Raw genomic sequence first — 14,085 nt, 5'->3', positions numbered from 1 at the left:
CATACGTCTAATAAGTGAGAAAGGATATTTCTTTGGAAAGGAGGCGCTCATGGATAACGGTGCAAGTAGCTACCGCCGTTACCTTGACGGTGATGACAACGGATTAGTCGAGCTGATCCGTGATTATAAAGACGGTCTTATCCTTTATCTCAATGGCATAACAGGCAATTTCTGCCTTGCCGAAGAGCTTATGGAAGATACATTCTTTAAGCTTGCTGCTAAAAAACCTAAATTTTCAGGAAAAAGTTCTTTTAAAACATGGCTGTACTCCATAGCCCGCAATGCCGCTATAGACGGTATGCGAAAAAGAACGCATTTATCCGACCGACCTGCAGATGATTTCTATGATATTTCCGATGAGCTCGATATAGAAAAAGATTATTTGCGGGAAGAACAAAAGATCTCACTTCACAGAGCAATGGCTTCCCTCACTTCTGATTACAGGCAGGTGCTTTACCTGACATTTTTTGAAGATCTGAGCAACGCCGAGGCTTCTATTGTAATGCACAAGAGCAAACGACAGGTGGAAAACCTGTTGTACCGAGCCAAGCTTGCGCTGAGATCAAAGCTTGAAAAGGAGGGCTTTGAGTATGAAAGATTATAATGAGATCGCAAACAGAGTTTTTCAGCGCAGAGATGAGTATTTAGAGAAAAAGAAACGCAAAAAGGCAATATTCTTCAAGCGGGCAGCTATCGCTTTCAGCTGCTGTATCATGATGATGGTGGGTCTGAGCATCTGGCAGATGGATCTGCTAAAGGACATCAAACCCGATAAAAATACAGATATCTACATAACGACCGAGGCAACTACTACTTCTGCCAATAATAGTTTAACTGTTACCACTTCCGCAGCAACAACTTCCGAAGTAAGCATAACAACCACTGTAACTTCTTCAGGCACTGAAAATACAAAGACAACTGTCTCATCAACAGCTGTCGGAAACCGCACTACTGTTACTACGAGCAGGAAGTCATCAGGCAGAACTTCCACAGGAAACGTTCGCACAACATCTTCAGGAATGGAAATAACAGCTCCGTCACGTTCATCAACGAGCCGCTTACAGAAAACTACATATCTGACAACAGGAAACTCAAAGACGACTTCGACTTCAATGCGCCGTACAACTTCAACAACAAGGCGTGTAACCACGTCCACAACAAGGCGCATGACCACTACAACAACAAGGCGTGTAATCACGTCCACAACAAGGCGCATGACCACTACAACAACAAGGCGCGTAACCATGTCCACGACAAGGCGCGTAACAACGACTACACGAATCCCACCTGTATTCACAACAACTACAAGACCGTATGCTACCTCAACGTATGCTACCTATACAACGACTCGCCAACCGTCTATGACTACAACACGTTTACCCTCTGCAACAACGAATATCCCATGGCTTACAACAACTAAAACAACAGCAGTTCCGCCATGGCTCACCACAACGAGCGTCGCCTCCACTATGGAGCCGCCTATGACAACGCGCATTACATCGACATCTGCACCGCCTTATATGTCTACTACCAGCGAACTTATACCGTGTACAAGCTTCACATTCAACGACTCGACCTATACTCTTGCAAAAAGCACATATACTCTTGCTATCAGCGATTCCGATGAAGAATTAGGTTCGGGAGATGTGTACTCCGAAACAACACTACGTCTTATGTCCTACACGGTGTACAAGTATAAAAACTTCGATCCGAGATTCATATGCAAGGTGAAATTCGATTTATGCGATACGGTATATCTGGGTATAAACTGTAATTTCCTCTCGCAGGATATCGGTGAGTTCCTTGAAGCAACAGACTTCCGCAACAGTATTCTAACAAATTATGCCTATGACCTTCAACGCTATACCGAAATAGAGCCTTTCAATAAAGCTAAACTTTTAGAGATGCTCGCTCCGCTTGCAGATACCCCCGTAAAAACGCAGGGTGATCCGCAAGATCCCTTATTCTATTTAAATTATATAGTAGAGAATGTAATTACTGTATCTGATGATGATTACGGAGGATGTATAGTGTTTTACAGCAACGGAATAGTAGGCACGGATCTTAACAACGGTAATTTTTACGCTGACATAGGTGAAGAAAATGTTAATAAAATTTACGAACAACTAACAAGTTAGAAACAGCCCGTACCGCCCATTTTTCGGCAGTACGGGCTATTTTGCAAGTTCTTCATTTTGTCCACCAAATATTTGTTTTGTCGGTTGTTATCAATTCACATTTTATTTATAATAAAAATATAGCAATATTTGATTGCTAAGGGATAAAAATTTGGAGTGATATTAATTGAATAAAATAATCTCGGCGTCAGGAATATCTTTCCCTAAGCCTTGTCCGGGATCATCTCCGCCAAGGATCGGTATGATGCGTGACGCCCCAGCCTGTACGAAGCATGACTGCTGTGCAAGCAGCTTGCCTTTCGCAGACCACAGGCATTCTTTCGCTGCCGCGAAGGACTTTTATATTGCTAATGTCCGGCTGTTTCCGTTCAGTACCTACCTCATCAAATCTGAACATAGGAAAACATTCGGTGTTGAATACCTCTCTTTTACGAAAAAGCCCGTTTTCAGCTTTTTCAAAACAACATCAACTCTTGAGGGCAGCAGTGGAAATAGTATGCCAAGCGAACCTGTTATCCCTCCCGATAATACAGACCCTGATGAAAATGGCTATTGTTTCCACAACACCTTTGAGGGTGGTACTTTCAGCTGGGAGGAGCGCGGGGCTGCTAAGGCTATGCCACGCAGCCGCACTCCCGACAGATCTGAATGTCAGAGCTCAGTCAAGATTGATGCTGATCCAAAACGTTTGGTACTCATGCTGTATTACGCAGATTCAGCGTGAGATACTCATAAATTCGTAGACTTTTTTATATCGTCAGGTGTTGACAAAGGTGAGCGGTCCCTCTCCCGCCGCCTTTGTTTCCTGACAACGCAGGCTTGCAGCGGACAGTGCTATAGCCGCTGCTAAGCTGCTCATATCTTCGGCTGCCTCCTACCATCTTTCGCAGCCGAGGTGCATATGAGTAAACACATAAATGTTACAGACACTATTATAAAGTTCCGCAATACGGAACAGCAATAAATTTTCCAAGTGCAATCCACAGTACTAACCACGGCATTCGGTTAGGTACATTATATATTCAGCCGCAGCTAAGCGGCAAAAAGATCGCAGCATTTATTCCGCTCTTTAATTATACCAATATTTCCTGCATATTTTTTAGTCAACAGACCCGCAGGCGGGGAGACTCTGCACTATACTCCCCTGACCTGCATTCGGGTTTGAATACTTGTAAGTTCTGACAGGATAGCTCGGAACTTGCAGGCAAGGACAGTATTACGCAGAGATCGTACCACAAAATTTTACAAAGACTATAGGCGGTCTTTGTGATATATTGTTTTAAATTCCTTTGGCTATCCTTCCTTTTGTAAGAGGGCAAATCAGAACAGTCTTATCTCCTTGGGCGGGAGGTAGGGCTGTTGCTCTTTTTACAGCGATATTTTCATTATATCATCAAGCGGTACGCGAAGTCCGCCGCAGAACACAAGCTGCCGCGATACTTCCTCTATAAAGCGCACATTTCCCGACACTGTAACGTATCTGCCGCCGCTTTTGTGCTTGTCAGGAACAAAATATGTCACCTCGCAGTAAGGCTCTGCGGCGATACGAGCGCCGAGAAGCCTTATTTTTTCGTTCAGTTCCGCCGCGTCGTCCTCGCACAGTTCGGCTTTGATGTCGGTGCGCCGTGCAGTCTCGCATACAGCGTCCTCATAGCCTGTGAGCGCCGCAAACGGTGCGAACTGCGCCGCACGGCTGCGGCGAGGCATCTGTGCCCGTGTCTTCGAGACATGGTGCGGCATATCCATTATATCTTCGTAACTGTCTGACATAGTACTCCTCCCTTCAAGCTTATAGCAGCTGACACCGCAGCCGCTCTGTATTATATTTTACCCCAACATTTATGCTCTGTGTCCGCCTATCTGCCTGTTGCGTGAACGGGCAGTAGCTCCTTCACAGAGATTAGTTCCGCGCAGGACTGCATTCTTGCCGTAGCGCTCTTTCATTCTCAGCATAGCGAGCTGAAGGTTCTTTTCGCGCCTTAGCTCCGCTTTTTCCGCACTGCGGCGGCATTCTTCCTCCTCAAAATCAGTGAAGAAATCAAGCTGACGCAGCTCCTCACGGACAGACTCAGCAGGCACTACCCTGTTCGCACATATGGTTATCCTGCGCACAAGGAGCATACCGTCCGTGATACGGTCGAAAAGCTCCATAGCCGCCTCAGTGATAAGCTTTGACGATGACACCTGTGCCGCAAGATTCACAGTACCGTGAGCGTGTGCGGGAACAGGTCTGCCATAGTGGTCAAGTACCACCTTCCCCGTATAATTCCTTATTATATCCTCTCTGCGGAGATTCTCCACATCATAGCCGATAGTCAGCGTCAGCTGATCTGTCACCAGTCCCTTCCCTACAAGGTCAAGAGACAGCATATCAGCCATTTCCCATGTGATAAGCCGTGCAGTATCATGCTCGGCAGCCTCCTGCAAGACCTGCCCCGAGCTTATACTGTTCACCTCGGGACGATAGCTCTTTATATCCGCTATGGTACAGGGTTCCCAGCCCCATGCGTGGTCTATGAGCAGCTCCGCATTTACCCCAAACATCTTATACAGTGCCTTTTCCCCGAACTCCGATGCGGAAAAACGTGCGATATCTCCCATTGTAAAAATGCCGATGTGTTCAAGTCGGCTCGCATATCCGCGTCCCACACGCCAGAAATCCGTCAGCGGACGATGCTCCCACATAAGTTTTCGGTAAGACATCTCGTCCAGTTCCGCAATACGCACGCCGTCCTTATCGGGCGGCATACGCTTTGCGACAATATCCATAGCTATCTTGCAGAGATAAAGGTTCGTGCCTATCCCCGCAGTGGCAGTAATGCCCGTGGTTTTCAGAACATCACGTATCATCGTCATTGCAAGCTCATGGGCGGTCATTCCGTAAGTATCAAGGTACGCCGTAGCGTCTATAAACACCTCGTCTATGGAGTATATGTGTATATCCTCGGGCGCTATGTATTTCAGGTATACATTGTATATCCTTGTGCTGTATTCTATGTACAGCGCCATTCTCGGAACCGCCGTGATATACGACAGCTCCAGCGACGGGTCGGCTTTAAGCTCGCTGGCGATACAGGACTTATCGCGGAACTTCCTGCGCGGTGCTTTATATCTCCGCACTGCGTTCACGTCTGCCGTCTGCGCCGCGACCTCGAAAAGGCGCGGTCTTCCCGAAACTCCGCAGGCTTTCAGCGACGGCGATACCGCAAGACATATAGTTTTTTCCGTCCTGCTCTTATCGGCTACAACAAGATTTGTATCAAGGGGATCGAGCCCCCGTTCGACACACTCTACCGAAGCATAGAACGACTTCAGGTCTATTGCGATATATTTCTTTTCCATGCTCCTGCCCCTCTCTTTCAGAACATATGTTCTTTATATATTATAATCCTGATATTACAAATTGTCAAGTACTTTCATAAAAATAAAATATATTTACTTTTAGGCGAATTATGACTTCTGCTCGTTAAAACCCGATGTTCCACAAAAATTCCTCAGAGTTCCACAGCAATATACTAATTTTTACTTTCCTGCTTGTATAAAACCTACAAAAAATAACCTCTATTTTTTCTATTAAGTTTTTGGGCGATTAGTTGACACTTTGTACATTTAGTGATATAATTTTGTATGGGACTATGAGGGAAAATACCAAAAAATCACGTTTTAAATACAAAAATAAAAAGATATCAAACAATAATTTACTGAACTGTTCCAATAACTAATTTTGCTTACGAACTGTATATCAGTCCTTATTTTATTCAGGGAGATGTGTATTAAAATGAATCAAGACTCTATTTCATTTGATCTCGGTTGTAATTTTGATTACAAATTATTTGATTTCGTCGATGAGTACGACAAAAAACATTCTATAACAAGTTTTTTTGGTAAACTCAAGCATGACGGACTTCCCGGCGGACGTACCGCTTCGATCGTTCCTGATTTTACGATGGATCAGTTCGCTGACTATATCAAAGAATGTAAAAAGCGCAATATCACCTTCAACTACCTCATAAACCCTCTTTCTATGGACCAGAATGAGGTCGATCCCGTAGTAGGAAAGCAGATACGCGATTTTATACATACGCTGTATGATATGGGCGTAAGAGCTCTGACTCTCAACTCGCCTATCCTTATTAAATACGTCAAGAGAGAATTCAAGGATATGTTCGTTACCCTTGGTCTTTACGCTTACCCAACAACTATCCAGCACATCGAGTACTGGCGCAACTGGGGCGTAGACGAGATAACTCTCGACCACGGCTTCAACAGAAAGTTCGACGTTCTCAGAAACCTTCTCGCTCAGTACAAGGACAGTGATCTCCACCTTCGTGTCATCGCTAACAACCTCTGCCTGAGAGAATGTCCCTTCCGCCTTGCACATGGCTGCTTTGTAGGACATTCAGATCCTGATAAGTTCACAATGGACTACTCTCTCGTAAACTGCGCATACAAGAAGGTAACTCATCCCGCAGCTATCCTTACTGCCGAGTTCATACGTCCCGAAGATGTTCACTACTACAGAGAGCTCGCCGAGGAAACAGGCAATAAGAACTTCTCGATAAAGCTTATCGACAGAACAAGAACTACCGAATTCCTCCATAGAGTTGTAAAGGGATATATGGAAGAATCCTATGACGGAAACCTTCTCGATATCGTAAACTGGCCACAGGCTAAGACTATCGCAACTCTGCCTATGAACGCTAAGGGTGCAGGCGCACCTCCGGCAGGTATGCCGCCTATGGGTGCAGGCGGTCCTCCGGCAGATGTGCCGCCTATGAGATGGGTGGAAAAACTGAAGCCCGAGGCTATGATGGCTTACGGAAGAACTATGCACCTCCCTAAGCTCTTTGTTGACAACAAGAAGCTCGACGGCTTCCTTGAACACTTCGTCAAGAACAACAACTGTGCTAACTCACTCTGCGCAAGCGATATCCTTGAAGATGGTCAGTCAGCTCCCAATGCCTGTGCTTATTGCAGCTCATGGGCTAAGAAGGTCATCTCCTACGACGAAGCTGAGGTCGCTCAGTGGAAGGAACTCTGCGGAAGCGTACTCAAAAATATCGAAGATATCTCGATCTATAAAGGTTGATATTTGCAACTGCGAATACACAGCTGCACTGCTTATCATGCGGTGCAGCTTTTTTGTTTTGCCGCAGATCATATCCGTCCATTCAAAATGACAGCTTGTAATTTTTTTACATATATGCTACAATATAGGAAAAACAACTGAGGTGAAATATGAATACTATCCTTCTTGTCGAGGACGACGAAACTCTCAATAAAAATATCGCTTTTGCCCTTGAGACCGAGGGCTACAGCGTTATAGCAGTCAGCACCGCTGCTGCTGCAATACTGAATGCAGCCGATGCCGACCTTATCATACTCGACGTTATGCTGCCGGACGGCAGCGGCATAGACCTGTGCAGACGCATACGCAAAACTGTACAAACTCCTATTATATTCCTTACCTCATGTGATGACGAGGCTGATATCGTCCGCGGTCTGGACAGCGGCGGCGACGACTATATCACCAAGCCTTTCAGACTGCGCGAACTCTTTTCACGTATCCGCGCAAATCTGCGCAGAGTTCCCGAAGTCCCCGAAATGGAGCTTACCGCCGTTGAGCAGAAGCTCCTCAGCTACCTCATGCTCAACCGCGAACAGTACCTCACCCGCGAACAGATACTCGCATACCTCTGGGACTCAAAGGGGATCTTCGTAAACGACAACACCCTTTCGGTGAATATCAGCCGTCTGCGCGAAAAACTCAGTAAAGCCACAGGCTGCGGCAGGATAGTCACCAAGAGAGGAATGGGCTATAAATGGACAGAACAGACCGATTCATAAACAACCGCGCTCCCAAGAGACTGCTGCTCATATTCATTATACTCATAGCTCTGTCCGCAGGCATATCCTATTATATTTCTGAAGTATGCGCAGAAAAAATAGTCCGCGGACAGATAAGCTCAGAGCTTGCTGTTGCAGGCGGCGGTAAATTCACAGATATCCCACAGGAAGAATACATTGCCAACGGCGAGGAGCTGTTTAAAAAATACAGCATAGACCATGAACTGCCGCCCAAACTCATGAAAAGCTACAGCTCTGTGAGAAATACTGTATTCATACCTATGTTCGGACTTTTGGCACTGCTGTCGGTTGTATGGTTCGCCGTGGCTCTCCGCGAGCTTATGACGATATACAGCGACCTCGAAAAGCTGAGAGATGAATGTATCGAGGCTGCCGACAAAGCCAACAGCGTTATAAACCTTTACGGCGAAGATCTGGGCTCTGTACACAGGATATCCGATGCCGCCGAAAGGCTCGTGAACAGGATCAACGGTCTGAGGATAAAGCTCCTGAATGAGCAGCATTTTCAGCGCACCTTCCTCACAGACCTTTCGCACCAGATAAAAACTTCTCTTGCCGTTATAAGGCTCAATACCGATATGCTCAGCGAGTTTGACGATCTGTCCGCGGAACGCCGCGACAAGCTCTCGGACGAGGTGCAGCTCAATCTTGACTGCATGGAACGGCTCGTTATAGAAGCAATAAAGCTCGCCAAGCTCAACGCCGACGCGATCGAATACCGCATGGAGCCGTGCAGCCTTGCCGAAGTATGCGAGATCGCCGTAAAGCGTATGTCTCCCCTGCTGAGAAACAAGAAAATATCCGTCGCTCCCGACCTTGACAGAAGTATCCGCATGGACTGCGATAAGGGCTGGCTGTGTGAAGCTGTCGAGAATATCATCAAAAATTCAGCCGATCACGCTGACTGCTCAGAGCTGAAAGTGAAGCTGTACGAAGATGCTGTGCTGACTACTATCGCCATATCAGACAACGGCAAGGGCATACCTCAGGAGGATATACCAAAGCTGTTCGAGCGCTTTTCTGTAAAGTCCAACGACAAGACCATGTACAGCTCGGGGCTGGGAATGTCCATATCCCAGAAGATCGTCCGCGCTCACGGCGGCGAGATACTCGTATATTCAGAACTCGGCAAGGGTACACGGTTCGAGTTCGTATTCATAAAGTCATGATAAATACATATCAAAACGGCTGAAAAAATTTTTTCAGCCGTTTTTGTTTTTGTAACGTTACTGTAAGATTGTAATGTTAAACTATAGTTACAATAAGGATATACTCTGAACAGGGAGGTAATTATATGGAAAAAAACATAATAATCAAAACGGAAAAACTCGTCAAGCAGTACGGCGAAGGCGAAAATATGATATACGCCCTCAACAACGTGGAACTTGAAGTCTGTGCAGGCGAATTTCTCGCAGTTACAGGCGAAAGCGGCAGCGGCAAAACTACTCTACTCAACTGTCTCGGCTCTCTTGACCGCCCTACAAGCGGCAGTATCTTCGTAAACGGCAAGGACATCACTCAGATGAACGACAACGCTCTCTCGGCTTACCGCCGCAAGAACATCGGCTTTATATTCCAGTCCTTCAACCTCATTCCCGTACTGAACGTGGAGGAAAATATTGTGCTTCCGCTCAATCTGGACAACACTTCTCCTGATATGGAATACCTCGAGGAGCTGCTAAAGCTCACGGGACTTGACAAGAAGCGCACCAACTATCCTCACGAACTCTCAGGCGGTCAGCAGCAGCGCGTTGCCTTTGCCCGTGCCCTCATACACAAACCCCAGATAATCCTCGCTGACGAGCCTACAGGCAACCTTGACAGCAAAAACAGCCGCGAGATAATCTCTATACTCAAAAGCTCCATAAAGAAGTATGACCAGACACTCATACTTATTACCCATGACGGCAGTATCGCTTCTCAGGCTGACCGTATCTGCCGTATCACGGACGGTGTTCTTTCAGAATAAGGAGGCGGTGACATGAAACATCTCATTGCACTTTCCATGAAATACATACGCCGACAAAAAATGCGTACCTTTCTCACATTCATGTGCATTACCCTGTCGGCTTTCATACTTGCGACGGTATGCTCATATTGCAACAGTATCTTCCAGACCCTCATGAATGAGGAAATAGTTGAAGAAGGTTTGTGGGAAGTAGATATATCCTCCTGGATAGAAAAATCAAGGGATCGTGACAAGGCTTTTGAAGCCGTAAAGAATCACGCGGTAGTAGACGATTACTACGGCTCAAAGGCAGATAGTGCTTCTCTTGAAGCTGATTCCGGTATCGCATACTTCGAGATATCCGTAAACGGTAAAACCATAAGAACCAAAAAACTGAACAGCTATAAGGGCTTTGGCAATAAAAAGCTTATAGACGGAACATACAGTGAAGCACCTGATTCTATTAAATATGATACTGACGCAGATGGTGTATATCTTCCCGCTTTTTTCAGCGAAATGGGCTACTCAAAGGGCGATACAGTTACTTTTTCCATATGTCCTGTAAGTGCTTCATTCGATGAAGATTCAGACATCATAAAGGAAGCTCGTTCTGAACTGAAAGAGAGATACGGTACTGAATATACCCAGAAAGATGCTGAATTTGCTGATCTTCCGACCAATTTGCAGAACAGCGCTTATAAGCTTTCTTTGGACACATACCTCGGCGACCGAAATAAGATTGGGCTGGACGATATCCCTGTAGCTGATGAGGTATACGGTGAGCCTGTTGAATACACCGTGAAGATAGCTGGCTTCACCAATTACAATGCAAAGATAGTAACGCATTTTTTCCAGATAGTCAATACTGATAATACAGACGTCAACTTCACGGAACTTGGTGAGAAGAACCCAGATATATTTGTGGAGAAGACCCCCTCAATGAAGATACGTCTTATCGACAACTGTGACTACGACGAAGCCCTGAAAATGCTTTTCACAGACCTCGGCTACGACTATGGCACACAGTTCTTCGATTCATACAAATTTCCTCATATTGAAAATGATACTCTCCTCGCTCTCGAATGGAAGAGCCCTTACGCTATATACAAGATACTTGCTATAATCGTTATTCCTATGCTGATAGTGCTCCTTATAGCATGGTTCATATCGCGTTTCGTTATCGACAATGCCTTCGAGATGGCTGTACAGGAACGAAGCACACACTTTGCAGCGCTCCGAGTAATGGGAGCATCAAAGACACAGATAGCATTTCTGGTATTTGCTGAGGCTCTGTTCTACTGCTTCACAGCAGTTCCACTCGGTACGATCATAGCTTTGCTTCTGTGCCATGCATCTTTCAACTCTATAAATAACATAGGTCTGTCGTTCTTCGAGTACAAGGCTTCTGCGCCAATAATGGCTATAGGCGTGGTTCTCTGTCTTGTAGCGATACTCATATCAGCATATACCTCGGCAATGTGGGCGGCAAGAAAGCTTTCACCTGCTGAAGCGCTCAATTTCGGTAAGCCAAAGAGTAAGAAGCGTAAATTCAGAAAGTACAAGTCAAAGCTTGACCTCAGCGCTAACAAGTTCCTGAGAAGATATACACGAAAGAACATAAAGACAGCAAAGAGCCGCTTTGTGGTTTCGACTGTGACAATGACACTCGGTGTGCTTATGTTCACCATAACTATACTTATGGGCACATATATCCGCAGTACCGTGGAGAAATCACGCGATCCGAAATACTATGATCTTGAGATCGTTTCCTACTATAGCAGCGATCCGAAAAATCCGACAGAAATGCCTGATAAATACTTCAGCGACAAAGAAGTATTCTCATATTACGGCATACAGGCTATCGAGCCAGTTACATCTCTTGAAGAAAAGGAGCGGGAGCTGATAGACAACAAGCTCAAAGATCCGAGTAGAATCGGCGGCTATGAACTGATAGCCTTAATAAATGAAGGAGAATACCGCATGAACGAGCTTGACAAGATAACAGGCATGAGCTATGCAGAGTTCAGGGACAGCGGCGGTATTTTATATAATAACTGCAACCTTACACGCGATCACGAACTCGAAATAAATGTTGAGGAGTTCCCAACCAGCTATAAAAAACTCGACGATAAGCCGGAAGTAACTCTCGATGGTAAAAAATACAATATTATAGGAATTTCAGCAAGTTCAGAAGGACAAGGATTTATCCTGCCTATTGAATACGCTCCTTCATTCAATCATTCATATCACATTTACCTCAGAGTAAGCGATCACAAGCACTATAAAGAAGCAGAAAGACTCTTTAACGAATTTACTTCCAAATCAAGCTATGAATTCACTGAGAATATGTATCAGGTAGGTACAGGAGCTAATGAATTCATAAATTCTATCATAAAGGTACTCATAGGCTTCCTTGTATCAATATGGCTCGTAGGAATCCTCTCAATGATAAACTCGGTAAACACCAGCGTACTCAACAGAAGCCGCGAGCTTATGATGCTCAGAAGCGTGGGGATGTCAAGGAAACAGCTCCGCAAGAGCGTTATGCTGGAAACTATCATGTTCTCCGCAACAGCTGCCGTAACGGGTACAGCCGTTGGTGTAACAGGTTTCATCTTATTCGTATACAAGATCATGCAGGACAAGTCCCCTGCAATATGGGGCATGGTAGCACTGACGATTGCCATTTCCATTACTGTAAATATCATTATATCCCTCGTAGCAGCTATACCTGCCATCAAGAACCTCGGCAAGGTGGAAGCTATCGCACAGGCTGCAAACGGATAATAAAATACCGCTTATAAAAGACAAAAGAGCAGTTCAAAATGAACTGCTCTTTTGCTTTGGAAGCATACACGCGGCATTGGAATGCTTCCAAAAGTGCAATAAATAGACTGACAAGGAATACAGTCTAATCACAGAAAGGACGGTGGACAAAACTATAACAAGGGGATATTGATTAGGATGTTACTGTTTGATCTTTTAGAGCTTTAGAGAAATTATAGCGTCCCCCATCCAACACGCTGCTCATCACAAGCAACTAAATATATAATAATACATCAGCCGCAAAAAAGCAATAAAAATGCACGAAATGCAATTTTTTAGCGTGAAATGCATAATTTTGTTCATATGCTATTCATACACGGGCAGCTGCACCTGTATCAGATGCCTGTTTACCAGTACGCTATGGCAGCGTATAAGCTGTTCCTACACGTTCAAAACGTACATTACCTCACGGACATCGCGTCCACCTATATTGTCGTCGATGAACTCGTCTGTGAGAACAAATCCGTACCTCTCATAGAAAGCTCTTGCGCGTGTATTTTCTTCAAGCACCCATAAAAGTACCTTATCATAGCCGAGCCCTTTCAGCGCTGATATACAGTGCTCCATAAGCGCATAGCCAATGCCCTGACCAATATATTCAGGCAAAAGATAAATGGTAACGACCTCACCGAAGTCCTTGAACTTATCCCACCGCGATTGACAGTAACAGGCAGTTCCAACTATTTTCCCGTCGATAAACGCCCCTGTTTCGACCCTGCCGTTTTTGAGGATATTTCCGCCCCACTTTTCCTTTGGGCGGCTGTCAAGCCATTCCTTCGGGATTATATCCCTGTAAGCAGATTTCCAGCTTCGTTCGTATATTTCGCGTATAGCAACAAAATTATCGTTTTCTGTTATATTTCGTATTATCATGTTATCACCTGAATTGTAAAGAATAAAACTGATTATACCACATAAGCCTATATAAGTCAACTGATATAAGGAAAAATCTATTACAAAATATAGTTAGCGTTAATACATTTAGTATTTAATGTTTAATTTCTAAACTTTTCATTATATTCCCATAAAATAATCACGCTGTTTTCACGCGAAATATTATAAAAAATATAGCGGTCGACTGCTCAAAATTTTAATTATAGAAGGATATTAAAAATGAAAAAAACATTCAAAAAAGTTTTAGCAACAATCTCTGCAGCAACTATAGTAACCGCTCAATAACATACCACCTGTAAATGAAAGATTCCCGAGCTGCGGCTCGGGGATTACTATTGCTCATAATGCTTTACAAATTTTCTGTACAGATCTATTCCACGGCAGGAGCTCTTCAAGTATATCTGGATTTGT

General features: G+C 44.8%; 11 protein-coding genes. 8 read left to right on the top strand and 3 right to left on the bottom strand.

Annotated features, from left to right (window positions below):
- Nucleotides 1-49: 49 nt before the first annotated feature.
- From K6G33_RS08270 to K6G33_RS08260, 3 genes are all read left to right on the top strand, one after another.
- Entirely contained in the window at nucleotides 50-604 is a 555-nt protein-coding gene (locus tag K6G33_RS08270) for an RNA polymerase sigma factor (protein ID WP_296778215.1), read from the top strand.
- Nucleotides 591-2,138, top strand: coding sequence for a hypothetical protein (locus tag K6G33_RS08265; protein WP_296778212.1), 1,548 nt, complete (start codon nucleotides 591-593; stop codon nucleotides 2,136-2,138). Before K6G33_RS08270 ends, K6G33_RS08265 begins: the two co-directional genes overlap by 14 nt.
- A gap of 166 nt (nucleotides 2,139-2,304) precedes the next feature.
- Complete coding sequence (locus tag K6G33_RS08260) at nucleotides 2,305-2,862, top strand: hypothetical protein (protein ID WP_296778210.1); 558 nt, start codon at nucleotides 2,305-2,307, stop codon at nucleotides 2,860-2,862.
- A gap of 644 nt (nucleotides 2,863-3,506) precedes the next feature.
- Here the strand turns inward: K6G33_RS08260 and K6G33_RS08255 are convergent.
- Together K6G33_RS08255 and K6G33_RS08250 are read right to left on the bottom strand one after the other, a co-directional pair.
- Entirely contained in the window at nucleotides 3,507-3,908 is a 402-nt protein-coding gene (locus tag K6G33_RS08255; protein WP_296778207.1) for a hypothetical protein, read from the bottom strand.
- 69 nt (nucleotides 3,909-3,977) lie between these two features.
- A complete protein-coding gene (locus tag K6G33_RS08250) occupies nucleotides 3,978-5,480 on the bottom strand; it encodes a DNA methylase (protein ID WP_296778206.1) in 1,503 nt (500 codons plus the stop codon).
- A 436-nt stretch (nucleotides 5,481-5,916) separates the two neighbouring features.
- Here K6G33_RS08250 and K6G33_RS08245 point away from each other — a divergent pair, with 436 nt between their 5' ends.
- The 5 genes from K6G33_RS08245 (at nucleotide 5,917) to K6G33_RS08225 (ending at nucleotide 12,741) form a co-directional block, all read left to right on the top strand.
- Nucleotides 5,917-7,227, top strand: coding sequence for a hypothetical protein (locus K6G33_RS08245; RefSeq protein WP_296778203.1), 1,311 nt, complete (start codon nucleotides 5,917-5,919; stop codon nucleotides 7,225-7,227).
- Nucleotides 7,228-7,376: 149 nt separating this feature from the next.
- The gene (locus tag K6G33_RS08240) at nucleotides 7,377-7,985 is read left to right on the top strand and encodes a response regulator transcription factor (protein WP_296778201.1); all 609 of its coding nucleotides are present in this window, start codon (nucleotides 7,377-7,379) and stop codon (nucleotides 7,983-7,985) included.
- Nucleotides 7,961-9,175, top strand: coding sequence for a sensor histidine kinase KdpD (locus K6G33_RS08235; RefSeq protein WP_296778199.1), 1,215 nt, complete (start codon nucleotides 7,961-7,963; stop codon nucleotides 9,173-9,175). Before K6G33_RS08240 ends, K6G33_RS08235 begins: the two co-directional genes overlap by 25 nt.
- A 125-nt stretch (nucleotides 9,176-9,300) precedes the next feature.
- On the top strand, nucleotides 9,301-9,975 hold the full coding sequence (locus K6G33_RS08230) for an ABC transporter ATP-binding protein (RefSeq protein ID WP_296778198.1): 675 nt from the start codon (nucleotides 9,301-9,303) through the stop codon (nucleotides 9,973-9,975).
- A 12-nt stretch (nucleotides 9,976-9,987) separates the two neighbouring features.
- A complete protein-coding gene (locus K6G33_RS08225) occupies nucleotides 9,988-12,741 on the top strand; it encodes an ABC transporter permease (protein ID WP_296778196.1) in 2,754 nt (917 codons plus the stop codon).
- 420 nt (nucleotides 12,742-13,161) lie between these two features.
- On the opposite strand, the gene K6G33_RS08220 is transcribed toward K6G33_RS08225, so the two are convergent.
- Nucleotides 13,162-13,653, bottom strand: a complete 492-nt coding sequence (locus K6G33_RS08220; RefSeq protein ID WP_296778193.1) for a GNAT family N-acetyltransferase — start codon at nucleotides 13,651-13,653, stop codon at nucleotides 13,162-13,164.
- Nucleotides 13,654-14,085: the final 432 nt, after the last annotated feature.

Origin of the sequence: Ruminococcus sp., from assembly GCF_024691275.1 — a bacterium.
In the GTDB taxonomy this organism is placed as follows: domain Bacteria; phylum Bacillota; class Clostridia; order Oscillospirales; family Ruminococcaceae; genus Ruminococcus.
The sequence above is the reverse complement of the archived record's forward strand: the minus strand, read 5'-3'. Positions and strand labels throughout refer to the sequence as shown.